At 68.3% G+C, this 21,783-nt stretch carries 18 protein-coding genes; 17 read left to right on the forward strand and 1 reads right to left on the reverse strand.

Annotation, left to right across the window (positions count from 1 at the left end; translation table 11 throughout):
* The first annotated feature begins 58 nt into the window (after positions 1-58).
* The 4 genes from cobW to ABIE19_RS11095 all read left to right on the forward strand — a co-directional run bounded on the left by cobW (position 59) and on the right by ABIE19_RS11095 (position 6,397).
* Positions 59-1,108: a cobalamin biosynthesis protein CobW gene (cobW, locus tag ABIE19_RS11080; RefSeq protein ID WP_354089259.1), complete on the forward strand. Its 1,050-nt coding sequence runs from the start codon at positions 59-61 to the stop codon at positions 1,106-1,108.
* Positions 1,108-4,854, forward strand: coding sequence for a cobaltochelatase subunit CobN (gene cobN / locus ABIE19_RS11085; protein ID WP_354089260.1), 3,747 nt, complete (start codon positions 1,108-1,110; stop codon positions 4,852-4,854). The genes cobW and cobN overlap by 1 nt, the downstream gene beginning before the upstream one ends.
* Complete coding sequence (cobO, locus tag ABIE19_RS11090) at positions 4,851-5,459, forward strand: cob(I)yrinic acid a,c-diamide adenosyltransferase (RefSeq protein ID WP_354089261.1); 609 nt, start codon at positions 4,851-4,853, stop codon at positions 5,457-5,459. The genes cobN and cobO overlap by 4 nt, the downstream gene beginning before the upstream one ends.
* 131 nt (positions 5,460-5,590) lie before the next feature.
* Entirely contained in the window at positions 5,591-6,397 is an 807-nt protein-coding gene (locus ABIE19_RS11095) for an ABC transporter substrate-binding protein (protein ID WP_354089262.1), read from the forward strand.
* Here the strand turns inward: ABIE19_RS11095 and ABIE19_RS11100 are convergent.
* Entirely contained in the window at positions 6,394-7,539 is a 1,146-nt protein-coding gene (locus ABIE19_RS11100; RefSeq protein ID WP_354089263.1) for a metallophosphoesterase, read from the reverse strand. The genes ABIE19_RS11095 and ABIE19_RS11100 overlap by 4 nt on opposite strands.
* 130 nt (positions 7,540-7,669) lie before the next feature.
* On the opposite strand from ABIE19_RS11100, the gene ABIE19_RS11105 reads away from it, so the two are divergent.
* The 13 genes from ABIE19_RS11105 to ABIE19_RS11165 all read left to right on the forward strand — a co-directional run bounded on the left by ABIE19_RS11105 (position 7,670) and on the right by ABIE19_RS11165 (position 21,724).
* Positions 7,670-8,230, forward strand: coding sequence for an RNA polymerase sigma factor (locus ABIE19_RS11105; protein ID WP_354089264.1), 561 nt, complete (start codon positions 7,670-7,672; stop codon positions 8,228-8,230).
* Positions 8,230-9,210 carry a FecR family protein gene (locus tag ABIE19_RS11110; protein ID WP_354089265.1) on the forward strand — a complete coding sequence of 327 codons (981 nt, stop codon included), beginning with the start codon at positions 8,230-8,232 and terminating at the stop codon, positions 9,208-9,210. Before ABIE19_RS11105 ends, ABIE19_RS11110 begins: the two co-directional genes overlap by 1 nt.
* 95 nt (positions 9,211-9,305) lie before the next feature.
* Complete coding sequence (locus ABIE19_RS11115; protein ID WP_354089266.1) at positions 9,306-11,816, forward strand: TonB-dependent receptor; 2,511 nt, start codon at positions 9,306-9,308, stop codon at positions 11,814-11,816.
* A 104-nt stretch (positions 11,817-11,920) separates the two neighbouring features.
* Positions 11,921-12,589, forward strand: coding sequence for an STN domain-containing protein (locus ABIE19_RS11120; RefSeq protein WP_354089267.1), 669 nt, complete (start codon positions 11,921-11,923; stop codon positions 12,587-12,589).
* A gap of 80 nt (positions 12,590-12,669) precedes the next feature.
* On the forward strand, positions 12,670-13,296 hold the full coding sequence (locus ABIE19_RS11125) for an energy transducer TonB family protein (protein WP_354089268.1): 627 nt from the start codon (positions 12,670-12,672) through the stop codon (positions 13,294-13,296).
* Between the two features lie 9 nt (positions 13,297-13,305).
* Positions 13,306-13,851 (forward strand): RNA polymerase sigma factor, encoded by a 546-nt coding sequence (locus tag ABIE19_RS11130; protein WP_354089269.1) that lies wholly within the window; start codon positions 13,306-13,308, stop codon positions 13,849-13,851.
* A gap of 62 nt (positions 13,852-13,913) precedes the next feature.
* On the forward strand, positions 13,914-14,852 hold the full coding sequence (locus ABIE19_RS11135; protein ID WP_354089270.1) for a FecR family protein: 939 nt from the start codon (positions 13,914-13,916) through the stop codon (positions 14,850-14,852).
* A gap of 142 nt (positions 14,853-14,994) precedes the next feature.
* On the forward strand, positions 14,995-16,572 hold the full coding sequence (locus ABIE19_RS11140) for a ShlB/FhaC/HecB family hemolysin secretion/activation protein (protein ID WP_354089271.1): 1,578 nt from the start codon (positions 14,995-14,997) through the stop codon (positions 16,570-16,572).
* On the forward strand, positions 16,572-18,296 hold the full coding sequence (locus tag ABIE19_RS11145) for a DUF2341 domain-containing protein (RefSeq protein WP_354089272.1): 1,725 nt from the start codon (positions 16,572-16,574) through the stop codon (positions 18,294-18,296). Before ABIE19_RS11140 ends, ABIE19_RS11145 begins: the two co-directional genes overlap by 1 nt.
* Positions 18,297-18,310: 14 nt before the next feature.
* Positions 18,311-18,721, forward strand: coding sequence for an ExbD/TolR family protein (locus ABIE19_RS11150; protein ID WP_354089273.1), 411 nt, complete (start codon positions 18,311-18,313; stop codon positions 18,719-18,721).
* A 5-nt stretch (positions 18,722-18,726) separates the two neighbouring features.
* Positions 18,727-19,419: a TonB C-terminal domain-containing protein gene (locus ABIE19_RS11155; protein ID WP_354089274.1), complete on the forward strand. Its 693-nt coding sequence runs from the start codon at positions 18,727-18,729 to the stop codon at positions 19,417-19,419.
* A gap of 20 nt (positions 19,420-19,439) precedes the next feature.
* Positions 19,440-21,158, forward strand: a complete 1,719-nt coding sequence (locus tag ABIE19_RS11160) for a putative porin (protein ID WP_354089275.1) — start codon at positions 19,440-19,442, stop codon at positions 21,156-21,158.
* Positions 21,159-21,166: 8 nt separating this feature from the next.
* Positions 21,167-21,724: a hypothetical protein gene (locus ABIE19_RS11165; protein WP_354089276.1), complete on the forward strand. Its 558-nt coding sequence runs from the start codon at positions 21,167-21,169 to the stop codon at positions 21,722-21,724.
* Positions 21,725-21,783 lie beyond the last annotated feature (59 nt).

A 21,783-nucleotide genomic window follows, 5' to 3' on the forward strand; every position in this document is an offset into this window, starting at 1 on the left:
GTGCGCCTGCGCCTTCACGCCGTCATTGCCCTCGATGGATGATCACGAGGGACGGCTGATGGCGAAAATTCCGACGACGGTGGTGACCGGTTTCCTGGGCGCGGGCAAGACGACCCTGATCCGAAGCCTGCTGGAGAACGCGGGCGGGCGCCGCCTGGCGGTGGTGGTCAATGAGTTCGGCGACGTGGGCGTGGATGGGGAAATCCTGCGCGGCTGCGGCATAGAGACCTGCTCGGACGACGACATCGTCGAACTCGCCAACGGCTGCATCTGCTGCACCGTGGCCGACGACTTCCTGCCGACCATGCGCAAGCTGATCGACCGGGCCGATCCGCCGGAACATATCCTGGTTGAAACCTCGGGCCTGGCCCTGCCCAAACCGCTGGTGAAGGCCTTCACCTGGCCGGAAGTCCGCACCCGCGCCACCGTCGACGGGGTGATCGCCCTGATCGACGCGGACGCCGTGGCGGCGGGACGCTTCGCCCATGACGAGGCCGCCCTGGACCAGGCGCGCCGCGCTGACGCGACCCTGGATCACGAGACCCCGCTGGAGGAGTTGTTCGAGGAGCAGTTGGCCTGCGCCGACCTGGTGGTGCTGAACAAGACCGATCTGCTGGACGCCGAAGTCATGGTCAGGGTGGAAGCCGAGGTGCGCGCCCATATGCGGCCCGGCGCCAAGTTGATCCACGCCGCCCATGGGCGGGTCGATCCCGCCGTCCTGCTGGGGCTCGGCGTGGCGGCCGAGGATGATCTGGACAGCCGTCCTTCGCACCACGACGGCGCGGACGACGATCATGACCACGACGATTTCGACACCTTCGTGGTTTCCGGAGAGGAGATCGCCTCGCCTGAAGTCTTGTCCGATCAACTGGCGGGCGTGATCGCCGAGCACGACATTCTGCGCCTGAAGGGCGTCGTCGCCGTCAAGGGCAAGCCGTCGCGTCTGATCCTTCAGGCCGTTGGACCGCGCATCCAGACCTACTTCGACCGACCCTGGCGCGCGGGCGAGGCGCGGGTCAGCCGTCTGGTCGTGATCGCGGAGAAAGGCGTGGACCGCGCCGCCGTGACGCCGCGCATGCAGGAAGCCCTGATCGCGACGGACGCCTGATGCATCTGCTGGCGGTCCAGGCCGGCGCCGTCCTGGACGGCGAGGAGGCGATCGACCTGGGGCAGAGCCCCGGCGACATCGTCATCCTGTCCAGCAATGATACGGACCTGGCCTGCCTGTCGGCGGCGGCCGCCGGTTTGCTCGACGACTTTCCTTCGGTGCGTCTGGCGAATCTGTTGCATCTCAAGCACCCGTTGTCGGTGGACCTCTATGTCGAGCGGGTCGTGTCGCGGGCCAGGTTGGTGGTGGTGCGTCTGCTGGGCGGGCGCGGCTACTGGCCCTACGGCCTCGATGAGATCCGGCGCGAATGCCGCCTGCGGGGCCTGCCCTTCATCGCCCTGTTGGACGACGGGGCGGGGGAGGCTGAGTCGGCGGAACTCACCACGGCGCCGGCGGAGGCGCGACGACGCCTGGCGCAGTTCCTGCGCGCGGGCGGGCTCGTCAATGCGACGAACGCCTTGCGTTATGCGGCGGAATTGATCGGCTGGACGGACAAGGGCGGCGAGTCCTGGCGTGAACCCGCGCCCGTGCTGGACGCGGGCCTTTTCCTGCGGGGCCACGCGGGACCTTCGCTGGACGATCTCAAGGCCGGGTGGGTCGAAGGGGCTCCGGTCGCGGCGGTGATCTTCTATCGCGCCCTGTTCCTTTCCGGACAGACGCAGGCGGTGGAGGCGGTGCTCGCGGCGCTGTCGGCGCGGGGGCTGAACCCGTTGCCGATCTATGTGCAGAGCCTGAAGAACGGTTTCGCCGCCGAATTGATCGGCGACCTGTTCCGTCGTTGCCCGCCCCAGGTCGTACTGAACGCCACCGCCTTCGCCACGGCGGCGCCGGGGCAGGAGCGATCACGGGGCGTTCTGGACAAGGCCGACGCCCCGGTGTTGCAGCTGGTCTTCGCGGCCACGCACCGCGCGGCCTGGATCGACAGCGCGCGCGGGCTCGCGGCGCGGGACCTGGCCATGAACGTCGCCCTGCCGGAGGTGGACGGCCGCATCCTGGCGGGCGCCGTGGCCTTCAAGGCCGAGGAGCGGTTCGATCCTCGGACCGAGTGCGCGGTGGTGGGGCATGACCCCGACCCGATCCAGATCGCTCACGCGGCGGACATGGCGACGGCCTGGGCGCGATTGAGGCGGACATCCGCTTCGCAAAAGCGCGTCGCTCTTATCCTGGCCAACTACCCTAATCGCGACGCCCGTATCGGCAACGGCGTCGGCCTGGACACCCCCGAAAGCGCGGCCTGCGTCATCCAGGCGATGAGGGAGGCCGGCTATGATGTCGGGCATGGGCCGGAAGACGGGACCGCGCTGATGGCCTGCCTCCTGGCGGGACCGACCAACGCCGGAGGCAAGACGACGGAGGCCGGTGCTCCGGCCTTGTCCTTGGGCGACTACGTGGCCTTTCTTTCCGATCTCGATCCGGCCGTCGGGGCGGCGGTTCATGAACGCTGGGGCGCGCCGCAGCAGGATCCCTTCTTTGCCGAAGGCGCCTTTCGCTTGCCGCTCCATCGGTTTGGAAACCTGACGGTCGGGATCCAGCCGGCGCGCGGCTACAATATCGATCCCAAGGGCAGCTATCACGATCCGGCCCTGGTTCCGCCTCATGGATACCTGGCCTTCTACGCCTGGCTGCGGCGCGACTTCGACGCCCATGCCATGGTCCATATGGGCAAGCACGGCAATCTGGAATGGCTGCCCGGCAAGGCCCTTGCCCTGTCGCCGCGCTGTTTCCCCCAGGCGATCGCCGGGGCGACGCCCCAGCTCTATCCCTTCATCGTCAACGATCCGGGCGAAGGCGCGCAGGCCAAGCGGCGCATCGGCGCCGTCATCATCGACCATCTGACGCCGCCCCTGACGCGGGCCGAGACCTATGGACCGCTCCGGACGCTGGAGGGCCTGGTCGATGAATATTATGCGGCGGCGGGGATGGACCCGCGTCGGTTGACCTCGCTGCGCGACGACATCCTGGCCCTGGCCGCCAGCGAAGGCCTGGACGTCGACTGCGGCGCGGACCTGTCCGACGGCGATCAGGCCCTGTCCGCGCTCGACAACTATCTGTGCGAACTGAAGGAGATGCAGATCCGCGACGGACTGCATGTCTTCTCGCGTTCGCCGCAGGGGCGTTTGCGGACAGACCTTCTGGCCGCCTTGGCGCGTATCCCTCGCCGACTGGGACGCGACGGCGACGCCTCGCTGCCGCGAGCGCTCGCCGACGATCTGGGGCTGAATTTCGATCCGCTGGACTGTCGTCTGGGCGATCCATGGTCTGGCCTGCGCCCGGCCGTCCTGGCGGAGATGAGCGAAGAGGCCTGGCGGACCTGCGGGGATACGGTCGAGCGGCTGGAGGGCCTGTGCGCGGACTTGATCGCGGAACGCGTGGTCGTCGATCCGGGCTGGACGAAGACGGCTTCGGTTCTGGCCATGATCGCCGCCGACCTGGCGCCGCGTGTGGACGCCTGCGGCGGGGCGGAGATGGAGGCGCTGTTGGCCGGGCTGGACGGGCGGTTTGTCACGCCGGGGCCGTCGGGCGCGCCCACACGCGGGCGGCCCGAGGTCCTGCCGACGGGGCGCAACTTCTATTCGGTCGATACGCGCGCCGTGCCGACGCCGACGGTGTGGAAGTTGGGCTGGGCCTCGGCGCAGATGTTGGTCGAGGATCACCTGCAGCGCACGGGCGACTATCCGCGAGCTGTCGCCCTGTCGGCCTGGGGCACGTCCAACATGCGGACAGGAGGCGACGACGTGGCCCAGGCCCTGGCCCTGATGGGCGCGCGCCCGACGTGGGAGGCGACGACAGGCCGGGTGACGGGGTTCGAGATCCTGCCGTTGGCGGCGTTGGGACGGCCCCGGGTCGACGTCACCGTGCGTATCTCGGGCTTCTTCCGCGACGCCTTCGTGGAGCAGATCGATCTTCTGGATTCGGCTGCGCGCGCCGTTCAGGCCTTGGATGAACCGGAAGAGGACAATCCCGCCGCAGCCCGTTTTAGGGCCGAGAGCCTGGCTGAGGCAGCCGCCGGGGCGTCTCCGACCGAGGCGGCGCGCCGTGCCGGAACGCGCGTCTTCGGTTCGCGTCCGGGCGCCTATGGAGCGGGACTGCAGGCCATGATCGACGAAGGCCTGTGGGAGGCGCGAGGCGATCTGGCCGAAGCCTATATGGTCTGGGGCGCCTATGCCTATGGCGCGGGCCAGGAGGGAGCGGACGACCGGCGGGGTCTGGAGGTTCGACTGAGGCAGGTCGACGCCGTGATCCACAGCCAGGACAATCGCGAGCACGACCTGCTGGACTCCGACGACTATTATCAGTTCGAGGGCGGGATGACGGCGGCGGTCGAGGCTCTGAAGGGCGTCGCGCCGCTGGTCTATCACAACGACCACTCGCGACCGGAACGGCCGGTGATCCGCACCCTGGAGGACGAGATCGCCCGCACCCTGCGCGCCCGTCTGGTCAATCCCAAGTGGATCGCAGGCGTCATGCGTCACGGCTACAAGGGGGCGTTCGAGATTGCGGCGGGGGTCGACTACCTGTTCGCCTTCGCCGCCGCCACTGATGCGGTGAAGAGCCGCCATTTCGATCTCGTCCACCGCGCCTTCATCGAGGACGAGGCGGTGCGCGCCTTCCTGCGCGACGCCAATCCGGATGCGCTGCGCGACGTCGCCGCTCGCCTGTCGGAGGCGATCGAGCGCCGTCTATGGACCCCGCGCTCAAACAGCGCCCAGACCCTGCTTTCCGACCTGATGAAAGGCTCGCCATGACCGTGACCGACGACAACGACCGCCACGCCGAGAAGATGAGGAAGATCCAGGCGGCCCGGGCCCGGATGATGCAGTCCAAGACCGTCGAGCGCGGCCTGGTCATCGTTCACACGGGGACGGGCAAGGGCAAGACGACGGCCGCCCTGGGCATGGTCTGCCGGATGATCGGCCATGGGATGAAGGTGTCGATCATCCAGTTCATCAAGGGGGCCATGGAAACCGGCGAGCAGGCGGTGTTCGACGCCTTTCCGGATCTGGTGGAGATGCGGCCGCTGGGCGAAGGCTTCACCTGGGACACCCAGGACCGCGAACGCGACATCGCCAAGGTGCGCGAGGCGTGGGAGGCGGCCAAGGCGCGCATCCTAGACCCCGAATGGAAGATGGTCGTCTGCGACGAACTGAACATCGCCCTGCGCTACGACTATCTGCCGGTCGAAGAGGTGCTGGCGGTTCTGGCGGCCAGACCGGCTGACACCCATGTCGTCATCACCGGGCGCAACGCCAAGCCGGAACTGATCGAGGCCGCGGATCTCGTCACGGAGATGGGGTTGGTGAAGCATCCCTTCCGCAGCGGCGTGAAGGCCCAGGCGGGCGTGGAGTTCTGATGACGGGATCGCGGCGATCCCTGATCACGGCGGCGGTTTCCAGTTCGGTCGCGGCGGGAGCGGCGATCGCCTCGGCCGCCTCCCGCGCGGGCCAGGGTGGGTCTGAGCCACGCGTCGCGAGACAAGCGAGGGTGGAACCTCGTCGGATCGTCTCTCTCGGCGCCTGCCTGGACGCTGTCCTGCTACGGGTCGCGGAGGCTGATCGGATCGTGGCTTTGAGCCGCTATTCGCGCGACCCAGACACATCGACCGTGACGGCCGAAGCTGTCGCCTTCGACGTCGTCGGAGAAACGGCAGAGGAGGTGATGCGTCTGGAGCCGGACCTGATCCTGGCCAGCCGTCGCACGGGCCTGCATACACGCCAGGCGCTGACCCGTTTGGGCCTCGAACTCTCAGCCTTCCCTCCGCCTGAAACCATCGCCGACAGCATGGAGCAGGTCAGGACGATCGCAGAGCTGGTCGGTCGGCCGGAGCGTGGCGAGACGCTGGTCGCGGCGATTGAAGCCGCCATGATCCGCCATCAGCCGGCGTGCTTATCCGCTTCGCGTCCTACGGCCCTGATCTATCAGCATGACGGCCTTTGTCCGGGCGCGGGAACCCTGATGGACGAACTGCTCGACCGGATGGGGTTCGAGAACGCCGCGGCGCGTTTCGGCGTCCGGCGTTGGGGCAGGGTTTCGTTGGAGCGTCTCGTCGCCGACCCGCCCCGGGTGCTGTTCGTGAGCGAAGGGCGGCACGGCGCAGGGGCGCTGGACGACCGCGTCGTCTCGCACCCGGCCTTGCGAGCGGTGCGCGATCATATGCGGCTGTTCGTTTTTCCGAGCCGTTACCTCTATTGCGCCGGACCCACCTTGATCGAAGCCTCCAGGATCATGGCCGCTGCCCGCGAACGGATCGGGGCGGAGATCAGACCAGAAAGCAAAGTCGTCGAAATCTAGCGGGACAGTTGCGGGGGGAAGGGCAGTTCGAATTCCGAACGTTCCGGCGCGACGCCGAACGTGGCCTCTCCGTTTCGGCCCGCATGGCGGTCGAGGAGGGTGGAATAGGTGTAGAAGCGGATCACCCTGGCCTCGGTGTCGAAGGCCATGAAGCGCAACCAGCCCGCGCCGCCGTTGGCCGAACCTGCGAGGCCGTCCGGACCGACCGTATTGCCCTGATAGTCCTGGATCAGTTGATAGACCGGCCGGCCGGCGTCGTTGCGGTCGATCCGCAGGTTTTCGCCGTTCGACACGCCGTCCACCGGGCGGGTGTAGTTGTGCCCGCTCAGGATCATGAAGATCATCGGATTCTTGCGGACGAAGCGGTCCCACACCTGGTCCGGCGGCAGGTTGTCGGCCCCGGCGAAATAGCTGTCATAGCCGTTGGAGCGTTCCTGGACGTCGGGCTTCAGCCATTCGTGAGTGGTGAGGATGACGGCGGCGTCGGGGTGGGCGTCGATCACGCCCTGGGCCCAGTCCAGCGTGACCTGGGGCGGCTGCATTTCCAGCGACAGATGCAAAAAGGACAGGCCGCCGGCCGTGAAGGTCTGGAAGCTGTTCAACCCGTTCGGCGAGGCGCCGCCGTACCAGGCCTTGTCCGCGAAATGGCGGGACTGGGGACCGAAGTAGAAGGTCCAGGCGCGGCCGCCGGCCAGGGGCTTGGACGCGCCCGGGCCGTCGCCGATCCACCAGGAATAGTTGTCGTAGTCGTGATTGCCGAGAACCATGCCGAACGGCAGGCCGCTGCTCGACAGGATGGAGATGGAGCGGTTGGCGATGTCCCATTCCTCGCGCGTGTCGAAGCGGTCGAACTGGCCCTCCGCGCCGGGCCGGGGTCTCTGGAACTGGCCGTCGCCGTGCTGGACGATGTCGCCGACGAAGGTGACGAAGGCCAGGTTCTTTTCTTCGCGCGTTTCGACCAGATAGCGCATCTGCTGGGCGAAGGTGTCGGCGCCGCGCGGTTGGGGCAGGGTGACGTCGGAATAGTTCTGCGTGTCCGACACCACGGCGATGGTGAAGATTTCGGCCCAGGCCGGGGCGGCCGAGCCTATGACGGCGGCGCCGAGGGCGAGGGCGGCGGCCAGGGATTTGAACATCTTCATGCGCGGGGTCTCGAAAGCGGGTGCCGTCCGCCCATAGCGACGCCGTGTGACGTTTCGACTTCAGTGCTGATACGGAAATGTCGTGCGACCGACATCAGGCGGTGACGCGGCGCCGTCATCAGCGCGCCTCGTGAGCCAGTCATCGAGTCAGCCGTACGACATGGGAGGCGCGCCGTCCGGCGCGGCGCAGGACGAGGCGTTCGCCGCCTTGACGCGACGCCTGCGCGGCCCCCTGACCCAGTTCTTCTTGCGGCGCACGAAATCTGCGGCCGATGCGGAGGAAATGGTTCAGGAACTTTTCCTTCGCCTGCTTCGTCGAGCCGATCTGCTGAGCCTTGGCAACGTCGACGGCTATGTGTTCGAAGCGGCGGCCAACATCGCTCGGGATCGCGGACGCTATGACCAGGCGCGGGGGCGGGGGCTCCATGTCGAGATCAACGAGGTCGTCGCTGAAAGCGACCAACCGGACGCCGAACAGATCGTCGCCGGAAAGCAGCGCTTGAAAAGGATGCTGGCGATCCTGAACACGCTGCCGCCCAGGGCGCGCGAGGTGGTCATCCTGCGCCGCTTCGAGAACCTGACCTATCCCCAGATCGCCGATCGGCTGGGCATCTCGGTCAGCGCGGTCGAGAAGCACATGGTGCGGGCGATGTCGGCCCTCAGGGTGAAGCTGATCGAGGGGGAGGGCTGATGCGGCAGGATCCTCTCTCGCCAGACGCGTCCGAGGCCGACCTTGCCGCCTTCTGGTTCGCGCGCATGAACGGCGGCCATGCGCCCAGTCCGCAGGATGAAGCCCTCTTCCATCGGTGGTTGGACGAAGGCGCGGCGAACATGCAGGCCTACCGCGACTGTCTCGAGGCGTGGCGGATGCTGGACATGGATGCGGGCGAGCCGGAAGTTCTGGCCCTGCGGGCGGCGGCCCTGAGGCGCGATGAGCGTCTTACGACGCGCCGTCGCGCCCTGTTCGGCCTGACCGGCGGCGCCGTCGCGGCGGCGTGCGGCGGGTTGTGGGTAATGACGTCGCCGTCGTCTGCGCGGGCCTTGATCTCGACCCAGGCGGGGCAGAGGCTGACCGCCCCCCTGCCGGACGGGTCGGAAGTGACCCTGGCGCCTTCGTCCCGACTGCGGCTCGACTACGCCGGCGATCGGCGCGGCGCGGTGCTTGAAACCGGCCAGGCCTATTTCGATGTTCGTGCGGGGACGGCGCCCTTTGTCCTGCAGGTCGGCGACCAGGTCCTGGCGACCGAGCAGGGGCGTTTCCAGACGACCTATCGCGCCGAACGGCCCGAGACGGTCGTCGAGCAGGGAAGACTGCGGATATCGGATCGTCGCGACGGGAAGCCGCCGGTTTCCCTGATCGCAGGTCAGAGCGCCGAGGGACGGACAGTCGTCCAGGCTGATGTCGAGGCCGAGACGGCGTGGCGGCTTGGGCGCCTGGTGGTGCGCGACCGTCCGCTGCGCGAGGTGGTCGAGCGGTTCAATCTCTATTCTTCCGAACGCCTGGTCCTGCAGGACCAGGCGGCGGGCGATGTCCGTATTTCAGGCTCGTTCCGATACGACGGGGGCCGGGAATTCGCCCTGGCCCTCGCCCAGGGTTTCGACCTGTCGGTGCGACGGACCGCGGACGGAGTCTGGCGGATCGGCTCGCCTGACCGTGCGGCGACGCTTTGATGAAATTTCCAAGACGGGGTGAGGAGGCGGGCGGGGCCTCCCGTTTCTGAGGGGGAGCCGACGACGAGCGGCTGACCAGATTTCAGGGGCTACCCATGTTCATTTCCAAGCCGCGTATCGGCGCTTTCAAACGCACGCTGCTGGCCTGTTCGGCCGTCGCGGCGATCTTCGCCGCGACGCCGGTTCTCGCCCAGTCGCAGGGCGGCGCTTCCGTCGCCTTCGCCATCGAAGGCCAGTCGATGGAGCAAGGTTTGACAAACCTGGCGCGCGCCGCCGACGTCCAGGTGCTGTTCGCGCCCGAGACGGTGCGCGGACGGCGGGCCAATCGCGTCGTCGGCGTCCTGTCGCCGGCCGAGGCGCTGCGTCGCATGGTGGAGGGCACGGGCCTGACGGTGACGTCGGTCGGCGCACGCACCTTTTCTGTTGCGGTCGCCCGCGCCGATATCGACGCCGAAGGCGCCACTGCGATCGAGGATGTGATCGTCACCGCCCAGAAGCGCGCCCAGCGCATCCAGGATGTGCCGCTGGCCGTCACCGTCCTGAGCGGCGACGACGCCTCGCGTCGCGGCATCGGCAGCGTGACCGGCCTGGTGGACGAGGTTCCGGGCGTTTCCGTCAACTACGCCTTCGGCGGCGCCAACTACGGCCTGATCAGCATTCGCGGCGTGGGCGGCGCAGACGACTACAAGCCGAACGGCAACCCTTCGGTCGCCCTGCATATCGACGGCGTCTATCAGACCTCCAACGCCTATCTGGGCATGCCGCTGTTCGACCTGGACCGGATCGAGATCCTGAAGGGGCCGCAGGGCACTCTGTACGGCCGCAACACCACGGCGGGCGTGATCAACGCCATCACCAAGGGACCGGGCGACACGGTGGAGGGGAGCGGCCGCATCGAGTTCGGCAGCTACGACTATACGGCCATGGAAGCCGCTGTCGGCGGCCCGCTGGGGGACAAGGTCGGCGTGCGCCTGGCGGTTCTGGCCGAGCAGGGCGGGGGCTTCATGACCGGCGCAGGGGCAGGGAAGCTGGCCGGCTATCGTCCGGTCATCGGCGGGGTGATCCAGACCCAGGTGCCGCCGATCGTCGATCCGGGCCGCCGCGAAGGCTTCGGCGACAAGGACCTGTTCGCCGGTCGCGCGACCTTCGGCTTCGCCTTCACCCCGGACACGGAACTGACGCTGAAGCTGTTCGGCAGTCGGGACCGCGGCGACACGCGGCAGTACGACCGCATATCGGCCGCCAAGGACAGCAATATCGCCAACGCCGGGGAGAACGACGACCCCTACGAATTCTACTCGGCCGAATATCCGACCCACGAGATCGACATCTATGGCCTGTCGGGGACGCTGCAGCATCGCTTGGGCGAGAATCTGAACCTGGCGGTGATCGGCAACTTCCAGGGCACGACCCGATCGATCCAGGGCAACGGCGACGGCTCGCCCTATCCGGCTTCGCGCTTCGACGCCGATGAAAAGCTGAGCCAGACCTCGCTGGAGATGCGTCTCAGCGACGACACCGGCGGTCGGCTGGATTGGATCGCGGGCGCCTTCTACGTCTCGGACGACGTGGACTTCGACACCCACTGGACCAGCTATACGGCGCGCACCAAGTACGACAACCTGCACAAGCAGACGCGCAACAGCTTCGCCGTCTTCGGCCAGGTCGACTATGACCTGACGGACAAGCTGACCTTGTCCGGCGGCCTTCGCTACACGCGAGACGAGGCGACTTTCAGCGGCCGCAACGACGACCTGGATCCGTGGGGCATCTCGACCTTCACCACGACCTTCGCCACCACCAATCCCTTCGTCTGGGACCGCAGCTTCAAGGACGACAATGTTTCGGGACGGGTGACGGCCAAGTACGCCTTTACGCCGAACCTGAACGTCTTCGTTTCGGCCGGAACCGGTTATCGCGGCGGCGGCTTCGACGGCACCTCGATCTTCACCCAAGAAGAGACCCTGCCGTTCGATTCCGAAACCGTGACCGCCTATGAGGCCGGGCTGCGCTGGACGACGGATCGCCTGCGCCTGTCGGTCGATCTGTTCTCGTATGAGTTCAAGGAACTGCAGGCCACGACCCGCCTGGCAAACGACACCAATGGCCGGGCCAATGTCGGCGAGGCCGAGAGCAAGGGCGTGGAGTTCGCCGTCAACGCCCTGCTGTTCGAGACCGTGAACCAGAGCCTGGACCTCGACCTGGCGGCGTCCTTCCTGGACACGGAGATCATCTCCTTCTCCTCGGCGCGGGTGGCAGAAGTGCTTTCGACCGTCGGCGACCCCCTGCCGGGCGCGCCCGATGTCACGGCGACCGTGTCGTTGAACCATGCCCTGACCCTGGCCAACGGCTGGCGCCTGGGCACGCGGGTGTCGGTTTCGCACCACGGCGAGGAGAGCAACCGCCTGAACGCGACGCCGGGCAATACGGCCGAGGCCTACACCCTGCTGAACGCCCGGATGGAGTTGGAGACGGCTTCGAACTGGGCCGTCTACGCCTATGGCCGCAACATCACCGACGAGGTCTATTTCCCGGAACTGAACGGCGCCTCGCGTCTGGTCGGCGCCCCGGCGACCTATGGCGTCGGCCTGCGCTATCGGTTCTAGGCGAAGTCTGAAGGGGATCGACGCGTCGGGAACGGCGCGTCGGTCCTCGATCCCTGTCCCTTCCTGAAACGTGGCGTGCTAGTGCGGGCGCGCAAGGAGGAGGCATGCGGGGCGTGACGCGCAGGTTCTGGCTGGCCGGCATGGCTGGTGCGGCGATGTTCGGCGTCGTCGCTTCCGCTCGCGCGTCGGAGGATCAGGACGCCCGTCGCTTCGACATGACGGCGCAGCCCCTGGATCAGGCGTTGGCGGCCTTCTCGGTCTCGACCGGACTTCAGATGCTGTACGACAGCGCCCTGGCGGCCGGGCGTCGTTCCACGCCCGTGGCGGGCGTGATGCGGCCGCGAGAGGCGCTGGCGCTGATGCTCGGCGGCACCGGCCTGTCGGCGCGGTTCACGGCGAGCGGGGCCGTGGTGATCTACGCCGGTTCGGGATCGGCAGTGACCCTGAATCCCATCACGGCGACGGCCGCGCCCATGGTCGGGCGACCGGGAGCGAACGCGGCGGCCAGGGCCTATGCGGAGACGGTCCAGCGGCATGTGGTGGAAAGCCTGAGGAACGATGCGGCCCTGTCAGCGGATGCCTATGTGGTCAGCATCCGACTGTGGGTGGCGGACAGCGGCGCGGCGCGAAAGGCGGATATCCTGCAAGGGTCTGGCGACGCCGGACGTGATGCGGCCTTTGTCGATTTCGCCTCCCATCTAGTGTTTCCGCCGCCGCCCGCCGATCTGCCGCAGCCGATGCGGATCGAGTTTCGCGTCCGTCCGCGTCGCTGACATATCAGCGTCACTGTTCTGTCGTCGGCGGCGGTTTAGGAAGGGGCGCTTCGGCAACCCTCAGGGCTCGGCCTCCACCCATGACGCGAAACTGGCTTATCGGCGCGACGACGTCGGCGGTCCTGCATGGCGGGGCGGCGGTCATGTTCCTTGCGTCCGCGACCGTGCCGCAGGGCGCGCCGATCCCCCTCGAACAGCCTCGGGCCATCACCGTCGAACTGATCAATGCGCCGTCCAGGCAAGCCGGCAAGAGCCTGAAGACGGATGAGGTGCTGTCTGCGACGGACCGATCCGAACAGACCTCTCCAGCGCCGCCGACGCCTTCGCTGGGCCTGTCGGCGGCGACCCAGGCGTCGGCCGTCGCGGGCGGAGAGGCGCAGGCGTCGGTCGCGGCGCCCGATCCCGGCGCCGTGTCGGACTATTATCGCCGGGTGGAGACGCACCTGGCGCGTTTTCACGCCTATCCCGCCGCCCTGGCTTCGGCCCGGCCCAACGGCGTGGTTCGTGTCGGCGTGATCGTCCGCCGCGACGGGCGGGTCATGGACGCCTGGATCGAAACCAGTTCGGGCGTGGTCCCCCTGGATGAAGCCGCCCTGCAGACCCTGCGTCGGGCCGAGCCCCTGCCTGTCCTGCCCGCGACCCTGCCGGGTGCCATCGACCTGATCGTGCCGCTGCGATACGCCGCGAACACCCGCGCCGAAGGGTGAGGCGGAGGCATGGTGACGGACGCCGCCGCCCGCTTGAGAGGGCATCTGGTCGACAAGTACGAGACCCTTCTGACGGGGCTCAGCGTGCGTCTGGGCTCGCGCGAGATGGCCAGGGACGCGCTTCAGGACGCCTATGTGAAGCTGTCCGGCGGGGGGCCGCAGGACGAGGTGCGACACCCGACGGCCTACCTGTTCCGCATGGCGTTGAATATCGCGGCCAATGCGCGTCGCAAGGATCGTCGATTGCTGGGCTTCGACGAGGTGGCCGCTCTTCTGGACGTGCCGGACGATAGTCCCGATCCGGCCTCGGTCGCCGAGGCGCGGTCCGATCTGGCGACGGTCAAGGCCGCGATGGCGCGGATGCCGGCGCGCCGCCTGACCATCTGCACGGCCGCCTGGCTGGACGGCCTGTCGACGGCGGAGATCGCGGAGCGGCACGGACTGGCCCAGCGGACGGTTCAGCACGAACTGAAATTGGCGACCGAAGTCCTGCAGAAGAATTTAGCCCAGCCCAAGGTGATAAGCTTGCGCCGTTCGCGAGATGGCGTGTCATGACTAACAGGAGCGCAAATAACGGCGGCGTCTCGGAGGCCGGGCATGATCGGCGAGAGCAGGACGTGAGCGACGCGGTCGCCGAACGGGCGCAGGCCTGGGTGCGCCTGTTGATGTCGGGCGAGGCGACGCAGGACGACGCCCTGGACCTGGCCGTCTGGCGCAACGGCGATCCAGGCCACGAGGCCGCCTTCCGTCAGGCCGCCCGCCTGCACGGCCTGGCGCGCGATGCGGCGCAGGAACTCCGGACTGAAAGGAAAGGCGTTTCCGCCCCCACGGGCCGCGGATTCAGTCGCCGCATGGTCGTCGGCGGGGCGATCGCGGCCTCGGCCGCAGGTCTGTCGGTCGTGGCGCTGCGTTCCGGGGCGACCCGTTTCGGTGCGCCGCCTGCCGATTTCGCCACGACCAAGGGCGAGACGCGGCGTATCGCCCTGGCGGAAGGCGTCTCGGTGGAGCTGAATACCCTGACCCGGATCGCCCTGCGTCCCCAGGATGGACCCGGCGCGTTCGAACTGCTGACCGGAGAGGCGGCGGTGACGATCGATCGGCCGGACGCGCCCCTGTCGATCTTCGCCCAGGATGGAAGAACCACGGCGACCCAGGCGCGTCTGGCGATGCGCTGCCTGGATGGAGAGGTTCGGGTCTCCTGCCTGGAAGGCGAGGCGCGCGTCGTGTCCGGCGGCCAGGCTGCGCTTCTGCCGGCGCGCCACAGCGTGACCTATGACCGGGAGCGCCTTCAACCGTCGCACGCCATTGATCTGGAGGCCGAGGCGGCGTGGCGGCGCGGCCTGCTGATCTTCAAGGATCAACGCCTAGGCGACGTGATCGAGGAGATCAACCGCTATCGCACAGGCCGCATCGTCATCGCCGATCCCCGTCTCAGAAATCGTCGCGTCAACGGCGCCTTCCACACGGATCGCATTGATCAGGTGATTGATCAGATGCGGCTGGCCTATGGGGTGCGTGTGGCGCACATGCCCGGCGATATCGTTCTGGTGACCTGACGAACTTGCACGCAAGCGACTGAAAACCGTCGCGAAATCTTCACGCTAAATCTTTGCGCCTGTCTCCGGCGCGCGTGTCTCTCCCCTGACGACCGAGTGCGAGGCGTCGGCGGTTTCGGCCTCCGACCGTCACGGGGGATTGATGCAAGATTACAAGAGACATCACGCGCTGAAGGGCGCGGCCGGCGCCTTGGCGTTGGCCGCCGTTCTGGCTGTTTACGCCTCGCCCGCCGCGGCCAGGGACGAAGGACGTTTCGACGTCCGCGCCTTCCAGGTGAAGGGCAACACCGTCCTGGCGCCGGACGTGGTCGAGCGGGCCGTCTATCCCTTCATGGGGCCGGACCGGAGCTCCGACGACGTCGAGGCGGCACGCTCGGCGCTTCAGGCGGCCTATGAGGAGCGCGGCTTCGTCGCCGTGTCCGTCTTCATTCCGGAGCAGTCGGTCGAAGGCGGCGTCCTGATGCTGGAGGTGGCGGAACAGACGATCGGCCAGGTTCTGATCGAAGGCGCCAGGAAGCCCGACGTTCTGCGCGCCCAGGCGCCGTCGCTGACGCCGGGCCGGACGCCGAACCTGCCGGACTTCCAGCGCGACGTCGTGGCGCTGAACCAGAACCCGACCCGCCGGGTGACGCCGGAACTGCGCGCGGGCGCGGCGCCCGGAACCCTGGATGTCGTGCTGTCGGTCGAGGAGAGCTCGCCCTGGCACGGTTCGCTGGAGTTGAACAACTACTCCAGCGCCTCGACCACCCAGTTGCGGACCTCGGCCAGCCTGCGGCACGACAATCTGTGGGGGCGGGGCGACAGCCTGAGCCTGTCGGCCCAGACCGCGCCCGAGCGCCCGGACGACGGCACCGTCTATTCCGGCAACTACATGATGCGGCTGGGCGTCGGCTCGCAGTTGCTGGCCTACGCCGTCCATTCCGACAGCGAGATCGCCGTCGTCGGCGGCACCAACGTCATCGGCAAGGGCGATCTGGCGGGGCTGCGCTACATCCGCTCGCTGGGCGGGAGCGACGGCTTCTATCACTCGCTGACGCTGGGCGCGGACTGGAAGAACTTCAAGGAAGACGTGATCCTCGGCGCCGATCGGGCCGCGGCGCCGATCGAATACTTCCCGGTCATGGCCTCATGGCGCGGCGACTGGACGGGCGAGACGCGCCGCAGCGATCTGACGCTGGGCGCCGTCATGGGCCTGCGCGGTCTGGGCGACGACAAGTGGGCGTTCGACGCCAAGCGCTACAACGCCCGTCAGAGCTTCTTCGCGGTCAAGCTGGACGCCTCGCACACCGAGCGCGTCGTCCATGATCTGGAACTGATGGCCAAGCTGACGGCCCAGTGGACCGACCGGCCCCTGATCTCCAACGAACAGTTCGGCATCGGCGGCCAGAGCACCGTCCGCGCCTATCGCGAGAGCGAGGCCATGGGCGACTTCGGCCTGGCGACCCAGATCGAGCTGCGCTCGCCGCCTCTGCTGTCCGACTGGCCGGGGGTGGATGAGGTCCGCCTCTACGGCTTCTGGGACGCGGGCTTCGCCGGAATTCACGACCCTCTGCCGGGTCAGAAGGAAGAGAACCTTCTGATGAGCGCAGGCGTCGGCGGCCGGGCGCGCCTGTTCCGCTACCTCAACGGGGCCGTCGATGTCGGCACGCCCCTGATCTCCACGCCGGGCCGCGATGTCGGTCTGGTTTCCGTTCGCTTCCGCATCTGGGGGGAATTCTGATGGCATTGACCAAGACCAAGGGGCTGCTGGGCGGCCTCGCCGCCGCCGTGCTGATCGGGGCCGCCGCTCCGGTTGCGGCCGCCGGCTGGTGGCAGGCGGACTACGCCTACCGCACCAAGATCAACCTGAACGCCCAGGCGGCGGGCGTGACCGGCGAGGTGGCGCGCGCGCCCGTCCTGGTCCGACTCCACACCGGCAATTTCGACTTCGCCGACGTCAAGAAGGACGCCTCGGACCTGCGTTTCGTGGCGGGCGACGACCGCACGCCTCTGGCTTTCCACATCGAGAAGTGGGCGCCGGACGAACAACAGGCCCTGATCTGGGTCGATGTGTCGAACCTGAAGCCGGGCGCCGCAGCGGCCATCTACGCCTACTACGGCAATGAGAAGGCCGAGCCTGGGCAGAACGTCGCCGGGACCTTCGGCCCCGACTATCGTCTGGTCTGGCATTTCGACAACGCCGGCGCCCCGCGCGACGTCACCAGCAACGGGCTGAACGGGGCAGGCGGCGAAGGCCGCAATCCCGCAGGCCTTATCGGTCAGAGCCTGACGCTGGACGGCGCGGCCGCCGTGTCGGTTCCGGCCGAAGCCTTCGCCCAGGGACCGATCTCGATCAGCTTCTGGGTCAAGCCCGGTTCGGACGGCCAGTTGCTGGGCCTGCCGGGTCTCGTTCTGATCTCGGAAGGCGCGACCCTGTTCCTCGACGCCGCTGGCCAACGCAGCGCGGGCGCCGCCCTGCCGGCCGGAACCTGGACCCATGTCGCCCTGGTCAACGACGGTCAGAAGTCCGCCCTCTTCATCAACGGCCAGCCGGCCGGCGAGGTGGCGGGCGCGCTGGCGGCCGGTCCCGCCGTCCTGGGGCAGGGCTTCGCCGGCGAGATCGACGAGTTCCGCGTGGCGGGCGTCGCCCTGCCGCAGGCCGCCTTCCAACTGGCGGCCGCCAGCGAGGGGCAGGGCGCCAAGCTGCTGACCTTCGACACGGCGGAGCAGACCGAGAGCAGCGGCCACAACTATTTCGGCATCCTATTCAAGGCGCTGACGGTCGATGCCTGGGTCGTCATCGTCATCCTGGCCTTCATGCTGGCCCTGGCCGTCTGGGTCATGATCTCCAAGGGCATGATGCTGGGGCGCACGGCCCGCGCCAATGAAGCCTTCCTGGACGCCTATCGCCAGTCTGCGCGCGCCTCCAGCGGCCATGACGGCCTGGGCGCCCTGCCGCAGGCCCTGACCGAGAACTCGCCCCTGGCGCGCCTCTATCAGATCGGTCGCCACGAGCTGGGCATGCGTCTGGCGGAGGGCAAGGAATCCGGCAGCCGCTTCGCCGTCCGTCCGCAGTCGATCGCCGCCATTCGCTCGGCCCTGGACGCTGGCCAGGTGCGCGAGAGCCAGAAGCTGAACAAGTGGATGGTGCTGCTGACCATCGCCATCTCGGGCGGTCCCTTCATCGGCCTGCTGGGCACGGTCCTGGGCGTCATGATCACCTTCGCCTCGGTGGCGGCGGCGGGTGAGGTCAACATCAACGCCATCGCCCCCGGCATCGCCGCGGCCCTGCTGGCCACCGTCGCCGGCCTGGCCGTCGCGATCCCGGCCCTGTTCGGCTACAATTACCTGTCGAGCCGGGTCGAGGACGTCACCGCCGACAACCAGATCTTCGTCGACGAGCTGGAAAAGCGCATCGCCGAAACCTGGCAGGACGCTCCTGCCGCCGCCCTCGCGGCGGAATAGGGGAGCGCTGATCCATGCAGGTTCAGGGCAAGAAACCCTATAACGAGATCAACATCACGCCTCTGGTCGACCTGACCTTCGTGCTGCTGATCATCTTCATCCTGCTGACCACGGCGGCGGTGCAGGGCATCAAGGTCGACCTGCCGTCGGCCTCGGCCTCCCAGGTGCTGGACCAGCCCAAGTCGCGGGTCATCGCGGTCGCCAACGACGGAACGGTGTCCATCGACGCCGTTCCGGTCTCGATGGCCGAGCTGGAGCAGGAACTGCGCGTCTCCATCGCTTCGACGCCGGACCTGCCGGTGATCCTGCGCGGCGACCGGGCGGTGCAGTACGACCAGATCATGCAGGTGCTGGACGTCTGCTCCAAGGTCGGCGTCGCCAGCCTGGGCATGGCCTCGACCCGTCCGCCCGGCGGAGGAGCCTGAGCGCCATGACCTACGCCTTCATGGCGGATGATCCGCCGCCGCCGCGCCCTCGGCGCAGGATCAACTGGCCGGTGATCGGCGTGGCGGCTGTGCTGGCCGCCCTGGTGGCGGCGACCTTCCTGCGACCCGCCTCGATCAGCGAGCGTCAGCGCGAGGACAAGACGGTGCGGGTGGTCCTGCCGCCCCCGCCGCCTCCGCCCCCGCCGCCCGAGGTCCAGCCTCAGGAAAGGCCGCCCGAACCCACGCCGACTCCGATGGAGCAGCCGGTCGAGGATACGCCTCCGCCGCCGGACGCGCCGTCGGAGCCGACGGTCGGGGACAGCGCCCTGACCGCCCGCGAAGGGGCCGGACCGTCCAACTATGGCCTGGCGCGCGGCGACGGCTCGGGAACCCGCATCGGCGGGCGACCGGGCGGGGGCGACGGCGGCTTCGGCGCCTACGGCGAACTGACGCGCCGCGAGGTGACCCAGGCCGTCCAGGGCGATCGCGACCTGAACCGGGGTCGCTACTCCGTCCAACTGGCGGTCGAGGTCGATCCAGAAGGACGCGTCGTCTCGATCCGCGTCCTGCGCGGCACGGGCGACGCCCGACGCGACGCCGCCCTGCAACGGGCCCTGACCGGCCTGCGCCTTTCCCGCCGCCCGCCCGACGGCCTGCCCGTCATGCGTATCGAACTGAACGCCCGAAGCGGCGCCTGACCTCCCTGGGGATTATCGTAATGAACCGTCCGAACCGTCTCAAACCGGCTCTTCTGGCCTGCGCCGCCGGCTTGACCCTGCTGGCCGCCCAGCCCGCCTTCGCTCAGTCCGTGGATTCCGCCAAGCTGCTGGAGTTGATGGTCGCCAAGGGATTGGTCACGCGCGCCGAGGCCGACGCCTTGCTGGCCGAAGCGACCGTGGCTCCCGCGCCCGCGCCGGTTCCGGCCGGGGGCGTCGCCAACGGGGTGCAGACCATCCCCTACATCCCCCAAGTGGTTCGCGATCAGATCAAGCAGGAACTGCGCGCCGAGTTGGGAACCCAGGCCGAGGCCCAGGGGTGGTCCGCGCCCGGCCAGACGCCGCAATGGACGCGGGGGATCACCCTGTCCGGCGATGTTCGGGTGCGCGGCGAAGGCGTCTTCATGGACGACAACAACGCCGACGTCTTCGTCGACTACGGCGCGATCAACGCCGGGTCGGGCCAGAACATCAACGACAGGACGCCCGGCTATGTCGGACCGGCCTATCTCAACACCCTGGAAGATCGTCAGCGCGCCCGCATTCGCGCCCGCTTCGGCCTCAAGGCCCAGATCGACAGCTGGATCTCGGCCGAGCTGCGCGTCGCCACGGGCAACGACACCTCGCCTGTTTCGACCAACCAGACGCTGGGCGGCGGCGACGAGTTCGGCAAGTACGCCCTGTGGCTGGACCGCGCCTCCATCCGCCTGACCCCGGTCAAGGACGTGGCACTGGACTTCGGCCGCTTCGCCAATCCGTTCTGGACGGGCGAACTTCTGTTCGATGAAGACCTCAACTTCGACGGCGCGGCCGTTTCGGCGCGTCGCGCGCTGAACCCGGAACTGTCCGTCTTTGGGACCGCCGGCGCCTTCCCGATCTTCAACACCGACTTCAACTTCGGCTCGCGCAACGCGCCGGAAGGCAAGGGCGGTCCGTTCGAGAGCCGGGACAAGTATTTGCTCGCCGCCCAACTGGGCCTGGACTGGAAGCCGCGCGACGACGTCCGGGTGCGCGCCGCCGTCGGCTACTTCAACTTCGACGGCGTCGAGGGCGAGACATCGCGGCCGTGCCAGTTCTACGAAGCCGTCTGCAACACCGATCCGACGCGTCCGCAGTTCCAGCAGTTCGGCAACACCATGTTCCCGATCCGCAACGTCGTGCCGGATCCGCAGAATCCGGCCACCAGCCCGGAGAACCAGTACTTCGGTCTGGCCACGGCTTATGAGGTGCTGAACGTCCGCGCCAGCCTGGACTTCAACGCCTTCGACGGCGTCGGCTTCCGCATCGAGGGCGACTATGTCGAGAACCTCGGCTTGGATGAAACCCTGGTTCGGGCGCGTGCGGTCAACAACCTGGGCCCGTCGCGCTTCATACCCGATCCGGGCAACTCCAACGGGGTCAAGGAAGTCTACGGTCCCTGGGCCGGCGGTTCGTCGGGCTGGGCGATCAAGCTGACGGCGGGCAAGCTGGACCTGGCGTCGCGCGGCGACTGGAACGTCCACGCCGGCTATCGCCGTCTGGAATCCGACGCGGTCCTGGACGCCTTCTCTGACAGCGACTTCCACATGGGCGGAACGAACGCCCAGGGCTGGATGGTCGGCGGCGCCTACGCCTTCGGCAAGAACACCGCCGTCAGCGCTCGCTGGCTGTCGGGCGAGGAAGTCGCCGGCGCGCCCCTGTCGGCGGATCGCCTGCTGCTCGACCTCTTGACCCGGTTCTGATCCGCGCCATGGCGACGGCCTTTCTCCTATCGCGGCTGTTCCACTGTCTCGCCCGCAAGGGCGAGCCGGCGGAACGGTCGTTCAAGGTCGTCGCCCGGCGCCTTCGGTTCGTCGTCGTCCCCGTTCTTCGCCAGTCCCGGGATCGACCCGGGGGGACGACGACGCAGGCGGACCGCTCCGGCCTATCCCCGGTCGGAGCGGTCCTGTTCCTGATCCTGTCCGCCTGGAGTTCGGCCTCCGCCGCTCAATCCCAGGCGCAACTCCAGTCTCGGCTGGAAGCGCCGTCCGCCGATCGCCTCTGCGTTCAGGTCGATGTCGGCGGTGATCGCGTCGGCCATCTGGAGTGTGCGGCCGAGGCTCTGCAGAACGCCGCCAGGGCGGCCCAGCGCCAGGCGCGCGCCGCCTTCGACGCCCCGGTCCCGGACGCCCGCGCCTCGGACCTGACGGTCGGCACGGTCAACCAGGCCGCGACGCGACAGAGACTGGGTTCCGCCTTTGGACATTCCGTCCAGCCGCAACGTCCCGCTCGACCTGTGTTCGAGCCCCGATCCGGAGGGCGGCGATGACCGCCCCCGATCCCTTCCGTTTCCAGGCCGGCGCCGTCGTGCGCCGCGCCTGCTTCCCC

Origin of the sequence: Brevundimonas faecalis, assembly GCF_040549405.1 — a bacterium.
Classification (GTDB): domain Bacteria; phylum Pseudomonadota; class Alphaproteobacteria; order Caulobacterales; family Caulobacteraceae; genus Brevundimonas; species Brevundimonas faecalis.